General features: G+C 72.8%; 15 protein-coding genes. 7 read left to right on the top strand and 8 right to left on the bottom strand.

Annotated features, from left to right (window positions below; translation table 11 throughout):
* The first annotated feature begins 261 nt into the window (after positions 1–261).
* Complete coding sequence (gene gshB, locus ACO2Q3_RS23035; protein WP_423310930.1) at positions 262–1,209, top strand: glutathione synthase; 948 nt, start codon at positions 262–264, stop codon at positions 1,207–1,209.
* Between the two features lie 138 nt (positions 1,210–1,347).
* Positions 1,348–2,937 carry a YifB family Mg chelatase-like AAA ATPase gene (locus ACO2Q3_RS23040; protein ID WP_423311183.1) on the top strand — a complete coding sequence of 530 codons (1,590 nt, stop codon included), beginning with the start codon at positions 1,348–1,350 and terminating at the stop codon, positions 2,935–2,937.
* 229 nt (positions 2,938–3,166) lie between these two features.
* Here the strand turns inward: ACO2Q3_RS23040 and ACO2Q3_RS23045 are convergent, their stop codons facing one another.
* Both ACO2Q3_RS23045 and ACO2Q3_RS23050 read right to left on the bottom strand, forming a co-directional pair.
* Positions 3,167–3,532: a hypothetical protein gene (locus ACO2Q3_RS23045; protein WP_423310932.1), complete on the bottom strand. Its 366-nt coding sequence runs from the start codon at positions 3,530–3,532 to the stop codon at positions 3,167–3,169.
* Positions 3,533–3,870: 338 nt separating this feature from the next.
* Positions 3,871–4,293 carry an Lrp/AsnC family transcriptional regulator gene (locus tag ACO2Q3_RS23050; RefSeq protein WP_423310934.1) on the bottom strand — a complete coding sequence of 141 codons (423 nt, stop codon included), beginning with the start codon at positions 4,291–4,293 and terminating at the stop codon, positions 3,871–3,873.
* Between the two features lie 141 nt (positions 4,294–4,434).
* On the opposite strand from ACO2Q3_RS23050, the gene ACO2Q3_RS23055 reads away from it, so the two are divergent.
* Complete coding sequence (locus ACO2Q3_RS23055; protein ID WP_423310936.1) at positions 4,435–5,343, top strand: dimethylarginine dimethylaminohydrolase family protein; 909 nt, start codon at positions 4,435–4,437, stop codon at positions 5,341–5,343.
* Positions 5,306–6,553, top strand: a complete 1,248-nt coding sequence (gene rocD, locus ACO2Q3_RS23060; RefSeq protein ID WP_423310938.1) for an ornithine--oxo-acid transaminase — start codon at positions 5,306–5,308, stop codon at positions 6,551–6,553. The genes ACO2Q3_RS23055 and rocD overlap by 38 nt, the downstream gene beginning before the upstream one ends.
* Positions 6,554–6,734: 181 nt before the next feature.
* On the opposite strand, the gene ACO2Q3_RS23065 is transcribed toward rocD, so the two are convergent.
* Both ACO2Q3_RS23065 and ACO2Q3_RS23070 read right to left on the bottom strand, forming a co-directional pair.
* Positions 6,735–7,088, bottom strand: a complete 354-nt coding sequence (locus ACO2Q3_RS23065; protein ID WP_423310940.1) for a response regulator transcription factor — start codon at positions 7,086–7,088, stop codon at positions 6,735–6,737.
* A 64-nt stretch (positions 7,089–7,152) separates the two neighbouring features.
* On the bottom strand, positions 7,153–8,595 hold the full coding sequence (locus ACO2Q3_RS23070; protein WP_423310942.1) for a sensor histidine kinase: 1,443 nt from the start codon (positions 8,593–8,595) through the stop codon (positions 7,153–7,155).
* Between the two features lie 124 nt (positions 8,596–8,719).
* Between ACO2Q3_RS23070 and ACO2Q3_RS23075 the strand changes: the two genes are divergently transcribed.
* The 3 genes from ACO2Q3_RS23075 to ACO2Q3_RS23085 are packed head-to-tail and all read left to right on the top strand — an operon-like array spanning position 8,720 to position 13,448.
* Positions 8,720–10,273 carry a response regulator gene (locus tag ACO2Q3_RS23075; RefSeq protein WP_423310944.1) on the top strand — a complete coding sequence of 518 codons (1,554 nt, stop codon included), beginning with the start codon at positions 8,720–8,722 and terminating at the stop codon, positions 10,271–10,273.
* 45 nt (positions 10,274–10,318) lie between these two features.
* On the top strand, positions 10,319–12,046 hold the full coding sequence (locus ACO2Q3_RS23080; RefSeq protein ID WP_423310946.1) for an AmpG family muropeptide MFS transporter: 1,728 nt from the start codon (positions 10,319–10,321) through the stop codon (positions 12,044–12,046).
* 10 nt (positions 12,047–12,056) lie between these two features.
* Positions 12,057–13,448 (top strand): MFS transporter, encoded by a 1,392-nt coding sequence (locus tag ACO2Q3_RS23085; protein WP_423310948.1) that lies wholly within the window; start codon positions 12,057–12,059, stop codon positions 13,446–13,448.
* 72 nt (positions 13,449–13,520) lie between these two features.
* On the opposite strand, the gene ACO2Q3_RS23090 is transcribed toward ACO2Q3_RS23085, so the two are convergent.
* From ACO2Q3_RS23090 to ACO2Q3_RS23105, 4 genes are all read right to left on the bottom strand, one after another.
* Positions 13,521–14,354: a S1 family peptidase gene (locus ACO2Q3_RS23090; RefSeq protein ID WP_423310950.1), complete on the bottom strand. Its 834-nt coding sequence runs from the start codon at positions 14,352–14,354 to the stop codon at positions 13,521–13,523.
* A gap of 15 nt (positions 14,355–14,369) precedes the next feature.
* Positions 14,370–14,798, bottom strand: coding sequence for a DUF350 domain-containing protein (locus ACO2Q3_RS23095; RefSeq protein ID WP_423310952.1), 429 nt, complete (start codon positions 14,796–14,798; stop codon positions 14,370–14,372).
* 53 nt (positions 14,799–14,851) lie between these two features.
* Positions 14,852–16,030: a 23S rRNA (adenine(2503)-C(2))-methyltransferase RlmN gene (gene rlmN, locus ACO2Q3_RS23100; RefSeq protein ID WP_423310954.1), complete on the bottom strand. Its 1,179-nt coding sequence runs from the start codon at positions 16,028–16,030 to the stop codon at positions 14,852–14,854.
* An 81-nt stretch (positions 16,031–16,111) separates the two neighbouring features.
* A complete protein-coding gene (locus ACO2Q3_RS23105) occupies positions 16,112–16,651 on the bottom strand; it encodes an AAA family ATPase (protein ID WP_423310956.1) in 540 nt (179 codons plus the stop codon).
* Positions 16,652–16,899 lie beyond the last annotated feature (248 nt).

A 16,899-nucleotide genomic window follows, 5' to 3' on the forward strand; every position in this document is an offset into this window, starting at 1 on the left:
CGCGGCGACGGCCGGCATTGCCTCGGAGACCCCTCATCCGTCTTGCTACGCAAGACACCTTCTCCCGCAAGGGGAGAAGGCAGATCAGACCCCATCATCTTCGGGTGTGAGCCGGCTCGCGAGCATGGGCGGGACCCGCGCCTGGCGTGAGCGCGGGGCCCTCCGCCAGTTTTCCTCGCCCCGGCGCCAGCGGAAGGCGCTTCCGCCCCGGCCGCGCTGCCACTACATCACCGCCTGGGCCTTAGCTCAGCCGGGGAATGCATGCCGCTTCAGGTCGCCATCCAGATGGATCCCGTCGAAGGGATCAACATCGACACCGACACCACCTTCCTGCTGATGCTGGAGGCCCAGACCCGCGGCCACGGCCTGTGGGTCTATACCCCCGACCGCATCGGCCTGGAGGACGGCCGGGTGCTGGCGCGGGGCCGGCCGCTGAACCTGCGCGCGGTGAAGGGCGACCACCACGACCTCGGCCAGTACGAGGTGCGCGACCTGTCGGAGTTCGACGCCATCCTGATGCGCCAGGATCCGCCGTTCGACATGGCCTACATCACCGCCACCCACTTCCTGGAGCGCATCCACCCGGCGACCCTGGTGGTCAACAACCCCTTCGAGGTCAGGAACGCGCCGGAGAAGCTGTTCGTCACCGGCTTTCCCGGCCTGCAGCCACCGACCCTGATCACCTCCGACGCCGACATGCTGCACGACTTCCACGCCCGCCACGGCGACATGGTGCTCAAGCCGCTGTACGGCGGCGGCGGCTCGGGCGTGGTGCGGCTGAAGGCGGACGACCCCAACCTCGACGCCCTCCTGGAACTGCACGCCATGATCGGCCGCGAGCAGGTGATCGCCCAGAAGTTCGTGCCGGCGGTGTCGAAGGGCGACAAGCGCATCATCCTGGTGGACGGCGAGCCGGTCGGGGCCATCAACCGGGTGCCGGCCGAGGGCCAGGTGCGCTCGAACCTCGCCCGCGGCGGCCGCGCCGAGGCGGTGGAGCTGACCGCCCGCGACCGCGAGATCTGCGACACCATTGCGCCGGAGCTGAAGAGCCGCGGCCTGCTGTTCGTGGGCATCGACGTGATCGGCGACTACCTGACCGAGATCAACGTCACCTCCCCCACCGGCGCGCAGCAGCTGAAGCGGTTCGGCGGCGGCGACGCGGCGGCGGCGCTGTGGGACCGGGTGGAGGCGCTGCGCGGCGCCCTGTGAAGCTTAGCTTCTGGTTGAAGGCCCCCGTCTAAGTCACAGAGTTGATACAGTTACCCGCTAAGTTCTACCTTTGTTCTTGATCCACCCTCCTACTCGTGCTCAGATTGTGGATAACAACGGGCTGTGGGGGATAATTCCGTGGCGGCGCGGGTGGTTTCAGTGGCGTTCGAGGGCGTCGACGCCCGTCGGGTCGACGTGGAGGTGCAGACCACCCTCGGCCTGCCCAGCTTCATGGTGGTGGGCCTGGCCGACAAGGCGGTGGCGGAATCGCGCGAGCGGGTGCGCGCCGCCTTCGCCGGCCTGGGGCTGGCGCTGCCGGGCAAGCGCATCGTCGCCAACCTGGCGCCGGCCGACCTGCCCAAGGAAGGCAACCACTTCGACCTGCCGATCGCGCTCGCCCTGCTGATCCTGCTGGGGGTGCTGCCGGCCGACGCCCTGGACGGCTGGGCCGCGATCGGCGAGCTGAATCTCAACGGCGAGATCGCCCCTGTGGCTGGAGCCCTGCCGGCGGCGGTGGCGGCCGGTTCGATGGGCCTGGGCCTGATCTGCCCGGACGCCTGCGGGCCCGAGGCGGCCTGGGCCGGCGACACCCCGGTGCTGGCGCCCCGCTCGCTGATCGCCCTGATCAACCACTTCCGCGGCAGCCAGCTGATGAGCCCGCCGCAACCCGGCCCGATGCTCGACGGCGTCGCCGCGCCGGACCTGAAGGACGTCAAGGGCCAGGAGAACGCCAAGCGGGCGCTGGAGATCGCCGCCGCCGGCGGCCACAACCTGTTGTACGTCGGCCCGCCGGGCTCGGGAAAGTCGATGCTGGCCCAGCGCCTGCCGGGGCTGCTGCCGCCGCTGACGCCGGGCGAGCTGCTGGAAACCTCGATGGTGCACTCGATCGCCGGCCTGATCGCCAAGGGCGCCCTGACCCGGGCGCGGCCGTTCCGCGCCCCGCACCACTCGGCCACCATGGCCGCCCTGACCGGCGGCGGGACCCGGGTCAGGCCGGGCGAGGTCTCCCTGGCGCACAATGGCGTGCTGTTCCTGGACGAGCTGCCGGAGTTCTCGGCCCAGGCGCTGGATTCGCTGCGCCAGCCGCTGGAGACCGGCGAGGTCACGGTGGCCCGGGCCAACGCCCACGTGCGCTATCCGGCCCGGGTGCAGCTGGTGGCGGCGATGAACCCCTGCCGCTGCGGCCAGGGTGGGTCGGGGCGCGGCCACTGCGGCAAGGCCCCGCGCTGCCAGGTCTCCTACCAGGGCCGGGTGTCGGGGCCGCTGATGGACCGCATCGACCTGGCCGTGGACGTGCCGCCGGTAACCGCCTTCGACCTGACCCTGCCGCCGCCGGCCGAGGGCACGGCCGAGGTCGCCGCCCGGGTCGCCCGCGCCCGCCAGATCCAGGCCGACCGGGCCGACGCGGCGATCGCCGCCGGCGCCGACGGCGAGGCGGCGCCGCGCGGCGTCACGGCGCTGAACGCGCGGGCCGAGGGCCGCTGGCTGGAGCACATCGCCGGCCTCGACGAGCCGGCCCAGGCGCTGATGGCCCGCGCCGCCGAGATGGGCCGCCTGACCGCCCGCGGCTGGACCCGCACCATCCGCCTGGCCCGCACCATCGCCGACCTGGAAGCCGCCCCCACCGTGCGCCGCGTGCACGTCGCCGAAGCCCTGATCTATCGACGGATCGCCCCGGCCGCGGATGGCATGGCGGAGGGGGCGGGGACCATGCCGACGTGGGGGTAGAGGCGCGGATCGAGGTCTTGTGCCGATAGGGCGCAAGCCCCCTCCACCATCGCGCCGATGGCGCGATGGTCCCCCTCCCCCGCTACGCGTGGGAGGAGTGCGGGGTCACTACTTTTCTCCTTCCCCGTGAAACGGGGAAGGGGGATCGCCGGGCGCAGCCCGGGGGTGGAAGGGGCCACAGGTCAGCACCGGCCCGGATGAGCGCGACGGTCCCGCCAGGCCTGCGCCCTCAGCACTCCACCTCCAGCGTCTTCTGGTCCTCGATCACCGGGCGGATGGCGCGGTCGGGGCGGGGCTGGCCGGCGCAGACCGGGATCACCAGGTAGCGCTGGCCGAGGGTCATCTTCACCGGGGTGTTGGGCTTGACCGCGCTGAAGCTGTGGTCGCCGAGCATGGCCTGCATGCGCGCGCCGTCGTCGGCCGCCAGCGCCGTCCAGGCGTCGGCGGGGATGTAGTAGAAGGCGCTGGCGCTGCCCGAGCCCACCGCCACGTTGCGATAGCCGACGCCGTCCTGCAGCGTGTTCAGGGGATCGCTGGCGGCGCAGCCGCCGAGCGCCGCCAGCAGCGACAGTCCAGCCGTTAGTCGCCCGATCATTGGCCGCGCCATCCGCATCGCCGTCTCCGACCCGCGCCCTGCGGCGCCGATTGATCCACCGCCCCCAGCCGGAAAGAGGATGCGCCCGGCGGAGGCTTTGCGCCAGGGGTCGGCGACCCCGCCGTCTCCCCATCTCGTCACCCCGGCCGGAGCGCAGCGCAGAACCGGGGCCGGCCAAGCGGGCGCTCAGACGCCGGCGATTGGGCGAATGCCGGGCAGCGCCAGGCTCGACATCGTCCTGGAGGTTGAACCGCTGGCCCCGGATCGGCGCGCTTCGCGCTTGTCCGGGGTGACGAGAGGGGCTGGGACGCCGGGCGTGGTCGGCGACGTCCGCCCCTCTACAGCCGGCGCGTCGACAGCAGCAGGCTGGTCTCGGTGGCGGCGATGCCGTCGATCAGGCGGACGGCGTCGAGGGTGCGGCTGAAGTCGGGCAGGCTGTCGGTGTCGAGGTCGACCACCAGGTCCCAGCGGCCGTTGGTGGTGTGCACGGCGGCCACCTGCGGCAAGGCCGAGAGGGCGCGGATCACCGGGCCGGAGCGCTCGCCCTCGACGGCGACCATCATCACCGCGCGCACGCGATGGGCCTCGGCCTCGGGCCGCACGCGCACGGTGAAGCCGGCGATGTCGCCGCGCGCCAGCATGCGGTCGATACGCGCCTGCACCGTGCCGCGCGACACCTTCAGCCGCTTGGCGAGACCGGCGACCGGGGCGCGGGCGTCCTCGCGCAGCAGGCCGATCAGCTGGTGGTCCAGGTCGTCCATCTGCGCATATTGTCCGTTATCTCCAGCGAATTGTCCAGAAAGTCGGCGAAATTCGCCCACTCAGTCCGCTTTTCGCTGACGCCGCCGAGGGCCAGCCTAGGAGTCGCCGCACGTCGGCCGATCCCGCGACGGAGCCCCCGCATGACCGCCCAGTTCCTGATGACCGATCCGGCGCACTACGCCGTGAGCTACCGCATCAATCCGTGGATGAAGCCGGAGGCCTGGAGCGAGGCCGAGGGGCGCATCGCCCGCGCCGCTTCCGCCGCCCTGGCCGCCAACCTCGAGGCCCTGGGCGCCGAGGTCAGCTGGGCTCCCGCCGCGCCGGGCCTGCCGGACCTGGTGTTCCCGGCCAACGCCGCGGTGGTGCTGGACGGCAAGGCGGTGCTGGCCCGCTTCCGGATGCCTGAGCGCCAGGGCGAGGAGGCGCGCTTCGCCGAAGCGTTCGCGGCGCTGCAGGCGCGCGGCCTGGTCGAGCACATCGTCACCCTGCCGGAGGGCTGCTTCCACGAGGGGGCCGGCGACGCCATCTGGGACCGCACGCGCCGGCTGGTCTGGACCGGGCACGGGCCGCGCTCGTCGGCCGAGGCCGGCCGCCACATCGCCGAGGCGTTCGGCGTCGAGGTGGTCCCGCTGGCGCTGGCCACCGAGCGTTTCTACCACCTGGACACCTGCTTCTGCCCGCTGGCCGGGGGGCAGGTGCTGTACTACCCGCCCGCCTTCGGCCCCGCCGCGCTGGACGCGATCCGCGCCCGGGTCGCCCCCGACGACCTGATCGAGGCGGAAGACGCCGATGCGGCGGCCTTCTGCGTGAACGCCATCAGCCTCAACGCCGACATCGTCATGGCCCGCGCGCCCGCGCGGCTGAAGGCGCGGCTGGCCGAGCGCGGCTACCGGGTGCGCGAGGTCGACCTGGCCCCGTTCATCCTCTCCGGCGGCGCGGCCTTCTGCATGACCCTGCGCCTCGACCTGAAGAGCCAGTTCTGCGCCCACGCCCAACCCACGGAGACCGACCATGTCCGACACCCTGACCGCGCCGCGCTCGCGAGCTGACGCCCCGCGCTCCGCCGCCGCCCTGATCGACGCCGAGGCCCGCTACGGGGCGCGCAACTACAAGCCGCTGGACGTGGTGCTGACCCGCGGCGAGGGGGTCTACGTCTGGGACGTGGAGGGTCGGCGCTATCTCGACTGCCTGTCCGCCTATTCGGCGGTGAACCAGGGCCACTGCCACCCGAAGATCCGCGAAGCGATGATCGAACAGGCCTCGCGCCTGACCCTGACCTCGCGGGCGTTCCGCAACGACCAGCTGGCGCCGTTCTACGAGGAGCTGTGCGCCCTTACCGGCTCGCACCGCGCCCTGCCGATGAACTCCGGCGCCGAGGCGGTGGAGAGCGCCCTGAAGGTGGCCCGCAAGTGGGGCTATGAGGTCAAGGGCGTGCCGGACGGCCAGGCGGAGATCATCGTCTGCGCCGACAACTTCCACGGCCGCACCCTGGCGATCGTCGGCTTTTCCACCGATCCGCAGTCGTACGGCCACTTCGGCCCGTTCGGCCCCGGCTTCAAGGTCGTGCCGTTCGGCGACGCGGCGGCCCTGGCGGCGGCGATCACCCCCAACACCGTGGCCTTCATGGTCGAGCCGATCCAGGGCGAGGCCGGGGTGATCATCCCGCCGGCCGGCTACCTGCAGGCGGTGCGCGCGCTGTGCACCCGCGAGCGGGTGCTGATGATCCTGGACGAGATCCAGACCGGCCTCGGCCGCACCGGCAAGCTGCTGGCCGAGGAGCACGAGGGCGTCGAGGCGGACCTGACGCTGATCGGCAAGGCGCTGTCGGGCGGCTTCTATCCGGTGTCGGCGGTGCTTTCGAACGACGAGGCCCTGGGCGTGCTGAAGCCGGGCGAGCATGGCTCGACCTTCGGCGGCAACCCGATGGCCTGCGCCGTGGCGCGCGCGGCCCTGCGGGTGCTTGTCGAGGAGGGCATGATCGACAACGCCGCGCGGGTGGGCGAGCGCCTGCACCGGCGGCTGGCGGCGATCAATTCCGGCGCGGTGCGCGAGGTGCGCGGGCGCGGGCTGATGCTGGCGGTGGAGTTGGTCCCGGAGGCCGGCGGCGCGCGGCGGGTGTGCGAGCAGCTGCAGGCTCGCGGCTATCTCTGCAAGGAGACGCACGAACACACCATCCGCATCGCCCCGCCGCTGATCCTCACCGACGACCAGGCCGACGGCGTCGCCGAGGCGTTCGAGGCGGTGCTGGGCGGGATGTAGGCGCGGGCGCGGCCCCTCACCTTCCCACGCCCTGGTGGGCGCGGGCCCCTTCCTCTCCCTGCAGGGAGAGGAAATTGAACCGGATGGCCCGGAGTGGAGAATCCTCTCCCCGAGGGAGAGGAAGGGGCCCGATCGCGCAGCGATTGGGAAGGTGAGGGGCTGCGCTGCCCGCCCCCCGCCGCTATTTCCGCGCCAGGGCCTCGACCATGCGGCCCAGTTCGGCGTGGTCGATCGGCTTGCCGAGGTAGGCGTCGTAGGCGAGGTCGTCGGGCAGCTTGGCCTCGGGCACGCCGGTGATCAGGATCACCCCCGGCCGGGGCCCCGACTGGGCGTGCACGTGGCGGATCAGCTCGGCGCCGTCGACGTTCGGCATCATCAGGTCGGTGACCACCACATCGGGCTGGAAATCGTCCAGCATGCTGATGGCATGGGCGCCGTCGGCGGCGTCGCGCACCTGGTGGCCCTGGCGCTCGAGCGTGTCGACCAGGGCGATGGCCGTGAAGGCCTCATCCTCGGCGACAAGAACACGCGCCATCGACCCCGCCTTTACGCTCGCGGCGGTCTTACGGACCGCCCGCCTGCGCTAATCTGTCGCACCATCATAGGGGGAAGACAACCCGCCAGACGACGCCGTAGTCCCCAAAATCGAGACCGCCCTCACCGCCGAGCGCGCGCGGCACGATGCGATCCAGCAGGGAGCGGCCGAAGCCGGAACGCGCCGGTTTCGGCGGCTCGGAAAGGCCGGTTTCGCGCCATTCCAGCGTGACCACGTCGCCCGTCTCCCCCAGCGCCAATCGCCAGACGACGGCAATGCGGCCGTCCGGGGTGTTCAGGGCGCCGTACTTGGTCGCATTGGTGGCCAACTCGTGCAGCGCCAGGGCCAGGTACTGGGCCGCCTCGGGCGACACGGTCACGCTTGGCCCGTGGATCCTGAGCCGCGCGCGCGCCTCCGAGGCGATGAAGGCCAGCTGGCCCTCGATCAGCGGCGTCAGGCCCGCACCCTTCCAGTCGTCGCTGATCACCAGGTCATAGGCGTCGCCGAGCGAGGCGAGGCGGGCGCTGAAGCCGTCCACCAGGGCCACCGGCAGGCCGTCGGCGCGCGCCGACTGGCGGGCGATGCCGTCCACCAGGCTGAGCAGGTTCTTGGCCCGGTGCGCCAGCTCGCGCATCACCACCTGCATGTGCGCCTGCTGGCGCTTCTGTTCGGTGATGTCGACGGCGGCCACCAGCACGCCAGGCTGGCCATCGGCGACCACGCTGGGGGTGATCTTGATCTCGAAGCTGTGCTCCGCGCCGTCGACCGGCAAGGTCACCTCCGTGCTCAGCGGCTGGCGGCTGGACAGCACCGCCCGGATCGGCGCGCCGATCAGCGCCGGCGCCGAGGGTCCCAGGCGGCCTTGGGTGTGCTCGCCCACCTGAAGCCGGTCGAACGGCGGGCGCGGATTGTGCATCCAGGTGAAGCGCAGGTCGGCGTCCAGCTCGGCCAGCGAGATCACCGACCCCTCGGTGGCCAGCTCGAAGCGGCGGGCCAGCACCTCGACTTCGCGTGTGCGGCGCGCCACGTCGACCTCCAGCCCGGCCCGGGCGCGCTCCAGGGCGGCGATCGCCTCGCGCCGGGCCGCCACCTCGGCCTGCAGCTTCGCATTGGTTTGCTCCAGCTGGCTGGGCGAGGGGATCTGCAGCAGGCGCGGCAGCATTGGCCACAGGGCCGCGGCGGTGATGATCGACACCAGGGCGGTGAAGGCCTTGATCAGGCCGTCCTCCACGTACAGCGGCCGCCACAGCACGATCACCCCGAAGACGTGCGTCAGGCCGCAGCCCAGGATGAAGGTGGCGAACAGCACCGCCACGCGGCGATGCTCGGCGGCCAGGTCCGGCCGCCGGCGCACGAAGGCGGCGATGGCCAGCGGAATCGAGAAATAGGCCGCCGCGATGATGCTGTCCGACAGGGTGTGCAGCGCCAGCACGTCCGGCCGCCACAGCAGGCAGTAGCCGTGGGGAATGAACCCCGCCGAGCTGAAGTAGCGTTCGAGGGCCGACATGGCTTGCCTTCGGGTTGCGGCGTCCGGCGGGACGGTGAAGCTGCAGGTTGATCCAAGCGCGGATACCGTCAAGCGTCGTGCCGATTTGAGGCCCCGTTAAGCCGCCCCCGCTAGGCTGCGCCCCATGACCAAGCCGATCCCGGATCCGCGCGCCGGCATCTCGCCAGAGCATCTGGCGGCGCTGAGCCATGAATTCCGCACGCCCTTGAACGGGGTGCTGGGCATGACCAGCCTGCTGGACGGCACCCGGCTGACCGCCGAGCAGCGCGCCTACGTCGCCGCCCTGCGCGAGAGCGGCGAGCACCTGCTGGGGCTGGTCAACGACATCCTGGACTACGCCAAGCTGGGCGCCGGCAAGGTCGACCTGGCCACCGCGCCGATCGAGGTCGAGGACGTGCTGCGCCAGGTGTGCGAGCTGCTGAGCCCGCGCGCCCACGAGAAGGGGCTGGAGATCGGCTGGGCGGCCGAGGCCGGGTTGTCGCCGGTCGTCGCCGACGCGGTGCGCCTGAAGCAGATCCTGCTGAACCTGGCCGGCAACGCGGTAAAGTTCACCGAGGCCGGCGGGGTGCTGATCCTGGCCGAGGCGGCCGGCGGCGCCGGGCCGGGCGACTGGCGGCTGCGCTTCACCGTCTCCGACACCGGCCCGGGCGTGCCCGAGGCCGAGCGCGAACGCATCTTCGAGGCCTTCGCCCAGGCCGACCCGTCGCACGGCGCGCGGCTGGGCGGCGCGGGGCTGGGGCTGGCCATCGCCCGGCGCCTGGCCGAGGCCATGGGCGGCCGGCTGGGGGTCGCCGGCGGCGAGGGGCGAGGGGCCGACTTCTGGTTCGAGGCGGCGTTCGAGCGCCCGGCGGCGGGGCCGGCGGTGGCGCTGCTGCGCGGGCGCACGGTGGCCGTGGTCTCGCCCAGCGCCATCGTCCGCGAGGCCGCCGCGCGGCAGATTGAGGCCAGCGGCGGGCGGGCGGTGCGGGCGGCGTCGATGGACGAGGCCCTGGCGCAGACCCCGGCCGACGCGGTGATCCTGGCCGACCACGCCCTGGCCGGCCGCGGCCGGCTGAAGCCGCCCGCCGGCCGCGCGGCGGTGATCCTGCTGCGCCCGGCCGAGCGCGGACGCATCGCCGGCTACCGCAAGGCGGGATTCGCCGGCTACCTGATCAAGCCCCTGCGGCCGGGGTCGCTGGCCGCCCGGGTGCTGGCCGCGGCGGAAGGCGCCGCCAGCGTCGCCCCGCTGCCGGCCGAGGACGACCGCGTGGCCCCCGAGCGCGGTCCGGCCGCCGCCCCCGGCGCGCGCGTGCTGCTGGCCGAGGACAACCCGATCAACGCCATGCTGGCGCGCACCCTGCTGACCCGCGAGGGCTGCCAGGTGGAGCACGCGCCCAACGGCGAGGCGGCGCTGACCGCCCTGGCCCAGGCGGACTTCGACCTGGTGCTGATGGACGTGCGCATGCCGGTGATGGGCGGCATGGAGGCCACCCGCGCCCTGCGCGCGCGCGGCGTGGCCACGCCGGTGGTCGCGCTCACGGCGAACGCTTTCGAAGACGACCGCCGCGCCTGCCTGGCCGCCGGGATGGACGACTTCCTGATCAAGCCGCTCAGTCCCGAGGCCCTGCGCGGCGCCCTGCTGCGCTGGACCGGCGCCGGCTGGACGGAGCGCCGCGCCCGGGCCAAGCTCGCCTCCTGATTTGCGGGGCTGAGGGCCCCGCGGCGCGCCGGAGACCCAAGCCTAGTGACCCAATCCCCGCCCGAGGCCCCGCCGCCAGCCCCGCGCCGCAGCTTTGTCGGCGCCCTGGCGGTGTTCGGCGAGCGGCGCGTGGCGATCATGCTGGGCCTGGGCTTCGCCGCCGGCCTGCCGAACTTTCTGATCTTCGACACCATGTCGGCCTGGCTGCGCGCGGCCGGCCTGTCGCTGGCGGTGATCTCGCTCTTCAGCCTGGCGACCCTGCCCTATTCCTTCAAGTTCCTGTGGGCGCCGCTGGTGGATCGCACGGCGATCCCCGGCCTGACCCGCTGGCTGGGTCACCGCCGCTCATGGATGCTGGCGGCCCAGGCCGGGGTGATCCTCAGCCTGCTGCTGATCTCCACCGGCGACCCGGCGCACGACCTGCGGACGATGGCGCTGTTCGCCGTGCTGGCCGGCTTCTGCTCGGCCACCCAGGACATCGTCGTCGACGCCTGGCGCATCGAGGCCGCCGACGCCTCGCGCCAGGGGGCGATGGCCGCGGCCTACCAGTGGGGCTATCGGGTGGCCAACATCGTCGCCGGGGCGGCCCCCCTGTTCCTGGCCGACCGGATCGGCTGGCGCATGGCCTATGCGATCATGGCGGCGGTGATGGCGCTGGGCCCGCTGGCGGTGCTGGGGGCCCCGCGCGAGGCCCAGCACGCCATCCGCCCGGTGCACACCGACGGCGTCCCCGCCCGGCCGGCGCTGGACCTTGTGGAGTGGCTGGCGCGACTGGCGCTGCTGGTGCTGGCGGCCGCCCTGCTGGGCTCCGGCCTGGGCGCGCGGGCCGACCTGCTGGCCGGCGCCCTGCGCGCGCTGGGCGACGGCGCCCAGGCCGACGCCCTGGCCAAGGCCTGGACCGCCAAGCCCAACGGGGTGTGGCTGCAGCTGCTGGCCGTGCTTGCCGGCTTCGCGGTGATCGGCCTGGCCGCCTCGCCGATCCCGCGGGTGAAGACCCGGCCCGGGGTCTATCTGTTCCACGCCCTGGGCGACCCGCTGGTGGACTTCTTCCGCCGCTTCGGCCGGGTCGGCTGGCTGATCCTGGCGCTGATCTGCCTCTACCGGCTGTCCGACTTCGTGCTCAACATCATGAACGCCTTCTACCAGGACCTGGGCTTCAGCCTGACCGACATCGCCGAGGTGCGGAAGGTGTTCGGCGTCGCCGCCTCGATGGTCGGGGTGTTCATCGGCGGCCTGTCGGTGGCCCGTCTGGGGGTGATGCGCTCGCTGATCATCGGCGCCTTCGCCCTGCCGATCACCAACACCATCTTCGGCTGGCTGGCGACCCAGGGCCCCAGCATGCCCGCGCTGTTCACCGCCATCGGCATCGACAACGTGGTCTCGTCCTACGCCGGCACCTGCCTGATCGCCTACATGTCCAGCCTGACCAGCGCCGGCTTCACCGCCACCCAGTACGCCCTGTTCTCGTCGCTGTACTCGCTGCCCGGCAAGCTGCTGGCCTCGCAGTCCGGCCGCATCGTCGAGGGCGCGGCGCAGGCGGCCGAGGGGTCCGGGCCGCTGGCCCCGCTGCGCGGCCTGTTCGCGGCGACGCCGCCCCAGGCCTTCGCCAGCGCCCTGGCCAAGAGCCACGTGGACCCCGGCGCCCTGGGGGCCGGCTATGTGACCTTCTTCCTCTATTCCGGCGCGGTCGGCATCGGGGCGATGATCCTGACGCTGCTGGTGGCGCGGCTGACGCCGGGGGCGGAGCGGGCGCGCGAGACGGTCCGGATATGAGGCGCGCGCCATGACCGGCGCTGCCCGGCCGCGCGCCTGGCACGTGCTGAGCGCGCTCGGCCGGCCCAAGGTCGGCGTGATGCTGGCGCTGGGGTTCTCCTGCGGCCTGCCGTTCATGCTGGTGGGCAATACCCTGAGCTACTGGCTGAAGGAGGCGCACGTCGACATCGCGGTGATCGGCTTCACCGCCTGGATCGGCCTGACCTACGCCTTCCAGTTCCTGTGGGGCGCGGCTGCCGACCGGCTGACCGTGCCGCTGCTGGGGCGGCTGGGACGGCGGCGTGGCTGGATGCTGGCCTCGCAGGCCGGGGTCGCCGCCGGACTGGCCGGCATGGCGTTGGCGGGTCCCGCCCGGCTGGATCTGCTGGTGGCGGGCGGGCTGCTGGCCGGCGTGTGCGCCTCGACCCAGAACGCGGTGGTCGACGCCTGGCGCATCGAGGTCTCGCAGGACGCCGAGGAACTCGGCCTGCTCACCGCCGCCAGCAGCCTCGGCTTCCGCATCGCCCTGATCGCCACGGAATCCTGGATCCTGCTGCTGTCGGCGTTCGCCAGCTGGCCGCAGCTCTACGGCCTGTTCGCCGCCTTGGTGGCGGTGGGCGCCGCCGGCGCCCTGCTGGCCCGCGAGCCGGCGCTCGCCGACCGGGCGATGTCGGCGCGGGACGAGGCGCAGCGACGCCATCCGCTGGCCGCCGCCGTCGACGCCGTCGTCGGGCCGCTGGCCAGCTTCTTCCGCGGGCACGGGATCGGCGCGGCGGCGCTGATGCTGGCGATGATCGCCTTCTACCACCTGTGCGACTACGCCCGCGGCGGCATGGGCAACACCTATTACGTGGCGCTCGGCCTGGACAAGCTGACCGTCGGGGCGGTGCGCACCACCCTGGGCCTGGCCGGCTCGTTCCTCGGCATCGCCGCCGGGGGCCTGGCCACCGCGCGGCTGGGCGCCATGCGGGCGCTGCTGCTGGGCGCGGTGATCCAGCCTCTGGCGGTGGCCGCCTTCGCCATCCTCGGCGCGCACGGATCGGACTTCGTGCTGCTGGACGCCGGGCCGCTGCGGCTGACCGCCTTCGGCCTGATCATGGGCGCGGACTCGTTCTGCATGAGCCTCGCCGGGGTGGTGCTGATCGCCTACATGTCGACCCTCACCAGCCTGGGCTACACCGCCACCCAGTTCGCCCTTCTGGCCTCGGCGCCGATGTGGGTGGGCAAGCTGCTCAAGGGCCTTTCCGGCGAAGCGGTGGCCTTTTTCCAGCAGGGCCGCACCGAGCTGGCCGGCTACAGCCTGTTCTACCTCTACGCCGCCGCCATGGGCCTGCCGGCGATCGCGCTGTGCCTGCTGCTGGCGGCGCGGGGGCGACGCCCCCTCACCCAACCCTCTCCCCCTGCGGGGGCGAGGGCTTTATAGCGCGAACCTTGCAGCCCCTCAGCCCTCGCCCCGCCTGCGGGGAGAGGGTTGGGTGAGGGGTCTTGCCGCCCCTCAGCTGCTCGCCAGGCACACCACCTGGGCCACGCGCAGGTCGCGGCGCAGGGTGTCGGCGACGCGGCCGTAGTTGTCGACGGCGATGGCCTGGCCGGGGGCGAAGCCCGCGGGGTGGGCGCCGGCGGCGGCGAAGGCCTGGGTGATCGCCTCCGGGGTGGTGGTGTAGATCCGCCCACGCCGCGGCGCCTCGCCGACGGTGACGCCGATCACCCGGCCGGCCTCGTCCAGCGCCGGGGCGCCGGAGATGCCGCTGAGGGTGCCGTTCAGGCCGTCCGTGCGGCCGACCTCGGCCCACACCAGCACCGCCTCGGTGCGCGCGCCGCGCCCGCGCATCACCAGGTTCTCGCGGCCCAGCAGCCGGGTGGCGATCTCGCCCGGATGACCCTGCGGATAGCCGGGATTGAACGCCCGCGCGCCGCGCTTCAGCGGCAGGCTGAGCCCCAGCGGCAGGGCCGGCGCCCCGCCCTGGGTGGTGAGCACCGCCGCCTCGCTGCCGGGGGCGATGTGGACCTGGGCGGCGACGCCGCGGCCCTCGGCCACCACCACCACCGCCTTGGCGCAGCCCTCCACCACGTGCCGGGCGGTCAGCCAGACCCCGCTGTCGGAGACGGAAAAGGCGGTGCCGGTGTCGGGCCCGGCGCCATCGGGGGTGCGCACCACCACCGAGGGGTCGAACGGCGAGGCCGGGCCCAGCGGCGCGCCTTCCTCGCCGGCCACCGGCGGCGGCGCGGGCGGCGCGTCGGCGCGCTCCTGGCGGCCGATGGCGGCCACCGTCAGGGCCACCACGATCGCCAGGTAGACCAGCCAGTCCGGGAGACGGGGAAAGTGCATCGTGCGGCGGCGACCTCAGGCGGCCGAAACGGAGGCGGCCAGCACCAGGGCGGTGGCGAGCTTGGCGCAGACCAGCAGGGCCGCGGCGGCCATCTCGCCTTCCTGGATGCGCTGCGGCAGGCCGTGCAGCATGAAGTCGGTCAGGCGAAACACCAGCAGCTGCACGAACAGGGTGGCCGCGCCCCACAGGGCGATGTCCAGCAGCGAGGTCGACGCGGCCAGCGACACGGCCAGCGGGATCGCCAGCGCCACCAGCATGCCGCCGAACGACACCGCCGCGGCGGCGTTGCCCTCGCGGATCAGCTGGATCTCGCGGTGCGGGGTGATGATCAGGTACAGCGACGCGCCGGCGATCAGGATCAGCAGGGTGACGCCGCCATGCGCCAGCGCGGTGGGGAAGCCGGCCGCCCAGGCCTGGAGTTCGGGGGACTGCAGATGCGGCATGCACGCCTCGAAAGGAACTGTCGGGCGCTGTTAGCACACAGGGGGCGAAGGGCCTATTCGGGCGCCTGTTCGGGGACCTGCCCGCCCTCCAGCTGGCGGCGGGCGCTGGCGCGCAGCTTCTCGCTCTCGCTCTTCAGCTGGCCGCACGCGGCCAGGATGTCCCGGCCCCGCGGGGTGCGGATCGGCGAGGCGTAGCCGGCCTTGTTGACGATGGCGGCGAACCTCTCGATCGTCCCCCAGTCGGAGCACTCGTAGGGGCTGCCGGGCCAGGGGTTGAACGGGATCAGGTTGATCTTGGCCGGAATCCCCGCCAGCAGCCGGACCAGGGCGCGGGCCTCGGCCGGACTGTCGTTGATCCCCTTGAGCATCACGTACTCGAAGGTCACCCGCTTGGCGTTGCTGAGGCCCGGGTACTGGCGGATGCCGGCCATCAGCTCGGCGATCGGGTACTTGCGGTTCAGCGGCACCAGCTCGTCGCGCAGGGCGTCGTTGGTGGCGTGCAGGCTGATCGCCAGCATCGCCCCGGTGCGCTCGCCCAGCGCCTTCAGCTGCGGCACGACGCCGGAGGTCGACACCGTGGTGCGCCGGCGCGAGATCGACATGCCCTCGTTGTCGGAGACGATGTCCAGCGCGTCGGCGACGTTGTCGAGGTTATAGAGCGGCTCGCCCATGCCCATGAAGACGATGTTGGTCAGTCGCCGGTTGTCCGGCGAGGTCGGCCATTCGCCGAGGTCGTCGCGGGCCACCTGAACCTGGGCGGCGATCTCCGCCGCGGTCAGGTTGCGCACCAGGGCCTGGGTGCCGGTGTGACAGAAGGTGCAGTTCAGCGTGCAGCCGACCTGGCTGGAGACGCACAGGGCGCCGGAGCGGGCGACGTCGGGGATGAACACCGTCTCCGCCTCGATGCCGGGGGCGTAGCGGACCAGCCATTTGGTGGTGCCGTCGCGGCTCTCCTGGCGCTCGACGATCTGCGGGCGGTTGAGCACGAAACGGTCGGCCATCGCCGCGCGCACGTCCTTGGCCACGTCGGTCATGCGGTCGAAGTCGGTGACCCCGTAGACGTGCATCCAGCGCCAGACCTGGTTGCTGCGCATGCGCGCCTTGTCGGGGGCGACCACGCCGGCCTCCACCAGCGCGGCCTGCAGCTGGGCGCGGGTCAGGCCCGTCAGGTTGACGGGCGCCGGCGGGGCGGCGGCCTTCTGGGCGCGGGAAAGGTCGAGGGTGACGGACACGGCGGCGACTTCAAAGCGGAGGGGATCGGCTGCTGACTAGCAGAAATGGGCGGCCAAGCCCACTTCGCCACCCGCCCCGGCTCAAAGGCCGCAGTGCGACTCCACGAAGTCGGCCCGTGCGGCGACGTTCGCCAGCGGCAGTTCCACCAGCTCGTAGCCGAAGAAAGCATAGGCGGCGCGGCAGGCGGCGTCGGTGGCCAGGGCCTCGTCCCAGGTCTGCGTGCGCTCCTCGTCCTGCACATAGATCGCGCGCCAGGGCGGGGCGATGAACACCCGGCGGGCGAAACGGAAGCGCGCGGCGGCGCGGGCGAAGTGCGCCGGCGGCGGCAGGCCCAGCATGGCGGCGGCCTCGGGCACGGCGCGGTCGAAGAACACCCGACCCTCGCAGGCCTGCTCCTCGACCCAGGTGCGCACCTCCCAGGCCATGATGGTCTCGGCAAACAGCGCCGGGTCGGTCGGTCCGGTGGCGCGCCCGCCGAACAGCGCCTGGTCCTTGAGAATCCGCCGGGCGCTCTCGGGCCGGGCGCGATGGCCGCGCCGCTGCAGCTCGGCGATCAGGGTAGTCTTGCCGGCGCCGGGCCCGCCGGTCAGCACGACGAGGTCTTCCAGGTCTCGCGACATGGGGGTTCCTTTTTGCGATGTGGGTGAGGCTCTCCCGCCGCGCGCACGGGGCCGCGCGTCGACAAAGGTCGATCTCTGGGGAAGGGGAGAGGGCGCTATCTAGCGCGGCTGTCGTTCGAAGTGCAATGTGGCCGTAACCCCTCACCTTCCCATGGCTGCGCCATGGGCCCCTCCCTCTCCCTGTGGGAGAGGTGATTTTATCAGTTCTTTCCGATGGTTAACCGCCCCCCCCCCCCCCCCCCGCCCCC

This window comes from Caulobacter sp. KR2-114, assembly GCF_049446115.1.
GTDB lineage: Bacteria > Pseudomonadota > Alphaproteobacteria > Caulobacterales > Caulobacteraceae > Acaudatibacter.